2 protein-coding genes and 1 pseudogene are annotated in these 2468 nt (G+C 71.5%); 2 read left to right on the forward strand and 1 reads right to left on the reverse strand.

The window, feature by feature from the left end:
- The coding region (locus IQ216_RS13310) for a DUF1823 family protein (protein ID WP_228007520.1) at positions 1–454 on the forward strand (454 nt) is incomplete at its 5' end.
- A gap of 56 nt (positions 455–510) precedes the next feature.
- Positions 511–1875 carry a ribosome biogenesis GTPase Der gene (gene der / locus IQ216_RS13315; RefSeq protein WP_186697133.1) on the forward strand — a complete coding sequence of 455 codons (1365 nt, stop codon included), beginning with the start codon at positions 511–513 and terminating at the stop codon, positions 1873–1875.
- Here the strand turns inward: der and IQ216_RS13320 are convergent.
- A pseudogene (locus tag IQ216_RS13320) lies at positions 1845–2468 on the reverse strand (biotin/lipoyl-binding protein); the annotation flags it as partial. The gene der and the pseudogene IQ216_RS13320 sit on opposite strands and share 31 nt — an antisense overlap.

Genomic DNA, 2468 nt, shown 5'->3' on the forward strand with positions numbered 1-2468 from the left:
GGCCGAGGCCTACCCCCTCAGCCGGGCGCTGCTGGAGGCGGTGCTGGCCGACCGCCTCAGCGATCGCTTCGTGTGTGAGCTGATCTGGCCGCGCCTGGGGTATGGCCCCGATGGCTCCGGCACCTGGAGCGCGGGGCCGGCCACGGGGGCGGACTGGCGGGAGTCGTTCCCCCTCGCCCCGCAGCTGATCGCCGAGCGCCCCGCCAGCGTTCGGCTCACCCGCTCGATCGCCAAGCCCCACAAGCAGCTGCTCAAGCAGCAACTGGGCTTCGGCGGCTACCGCATCGGCGAGCTCTACCCGCGCCGCACCCGCCGGGCCACGGCGGTGACCTGGCTGCTGGCCCAGCTGGCCGAGCGCGGCGAACCGCTGCCGGAGCTGGGGCCGCTGCCGCCGCTGCTGGACGCCCCCGCCGATCCGGTGCGCGGCCACCCCGGCGACCCGCCGATCTCCTGAGCGCCCTGCCGACCCATCTGTACTGTCAAGGCAGGACAGTCGTTGCGATAAAACTCTTGGCCTTACCGGTCGTCGCCATCATCGGCCGCCCCAACGTGGGCAAATCCACCCTGGTGAACCGGCTCTGCCGCAGCCGCGAGGCGATCGTGCACGACCAGCCGGGCGTGACGCGGGACCGCACCTACCAGGAGGGCTTCTGGGGCGACCGCAGCTTCCGGGTGGTGGACACCGGCGGCCTGGTGTTCGATGACGACAGTGAATTCCTGCCCGAGATCCGCGAGCAGGCCAACCTGGCCCTGGCCGAGGCGGCCGTGGCCCTGGTGATCGTGGATGGCCAGCAGGGCTGCACCGGCGCCGACCAGTCGATCGCCGAGTGGCTGCGGGGCCAGGGGGTGCCGGTGCTGCTGGCGGTGAACAAGTGCGAGTCGCCCGATGCCGGCCTGGCGATGGCGGCGGACTTCTGGGGGCTTGGCCTGGGCGAACCCCATCCGATCTCGGCCATCCACGGCGCCGGCACCGGGGACCTGCTCGACGCCGTGATCGGCCACCTGCCCCCCACCGAGCAGGTGGAGAGCGAGGAGCCGATCCAGCTGGCGATCATCGGCCGCCCCAATGTGGGCAAGTCCAGCCTGCTGAACGCCGTGTGCGGCGAAAACCGGGCGATCGTGAGCCCGATCCGCGGCACCACCCGCGACACGATCGACACCACGATCGAGCGGGAGGGCAAGAGCTGGAAGCTGCTCGACACCGCCGGCATCCGTCGCCGCCGCTCGGTGAGCTACGGCCCCGAATACTTCGGCATCAACCGCAGTTTCAAGGCGATCGAGCGCAGCGACGTGTGCGTGCTGGTGATCGATGCCCTCGATGGCGTCACCGAGCAGGACCAGCGCCTGGCGGGCCGCATCGAGGAGGACGGCCGCGCCTGCGTGGTGGTGGTGAACAAGTGGGATGCCATCGAGAAGGACAGCCACACCATGCCGGCGATGGAGCGCGAGCTCCGGGCCAAGCTCTACTTCCTCGACTGGGCGCCGATGCTGTTCACCTCGGCCCTCAGCGGCCAGCGGGTGCAGGCGATCTTTCCGCTCGCCCTGCTGGCGGTGGAGCAGCACCGCCGCCGCGTCACCACCTCGGTGGTGAACGAGGTGCTCACCGAGGCCCTGAGCTGGCGCTCGCCGCCCACCAGCCGCGGCGGCCGCCAGGGCCGGCTCTACTACGGCACCCAGGTGGCGGTGCGGCCGCCCAGCTTCACCCTGTTCGTGAACGAGCCCAAGCTGTTCGGCGACACCTACCGCCGCTACGTGGAGCGCCAGATCCGTGAGGGCCTGGGCTTCGAGGGCACGCCGATCAAGCTGTTCTGGCGTGGCAAGCAGCAGCGCGACGCCGAGCGCGATCAGCTGCGCCAGCAGAATCGCGGCCGCTGAGCCTCCTGCCTTTGGACCTCCTCCGCCAGATGCCGATCGGCCAGTTCGTGGCCGAGGAGGGCGGTGAGGGCGGCCGTGGCRGCNGGCKKCGSCNNGGSTGGMKSCSNGCSNTCWRGYTSKCSTKSASCANGGCGTTCGCGGATGCTCTCGGCGGCGGCCAGTTTGCTGCGGGGTTCGCGCAGGTCGAAGCGCACCAGGGGCTGGCCCTGGCTCACCTGCTGCCCCTCCTGCACGAGCACTTCCTCGACCACGCCGGGCACGGGAGCATCGATGCGGCGGGTGGCATTGCCTGGCTCGAGCTTGCCCTCCACGGCAACGGTTTCGGCCAGGGGGGCGGTGATGGCCCAGAGGCCCAGCACGGCGGTGGTGCCGATGCCAGCCCAGATCATCACCGAGGAGCCGCGCCGCTGCTTGCGCAGCAGCACCGTCTGGTTGAAGCTCCATGAGGGGGCCAGGCCCTGCGGGCGGGGCGCCAAGGAACCGCCGAAGGTGGTGGGCGCGTCGTTGCCGGCGAGGGAGGTGGGCTCGCCGCCCACCAGGTCAACGCGCACGGGATCGATCGGCGCGGCGCCGGCTGCGCCGTTGTCTGCGGG

It is taken from the genome of Cyanobium sp. LEGE 06143 (assembly GCF_015207535.1).
Lineage (GTDB): Bacteria > Cyanobacteriota > Cyanobacteriia > PCC-6307 > Cyanobiaceae > NIES-981.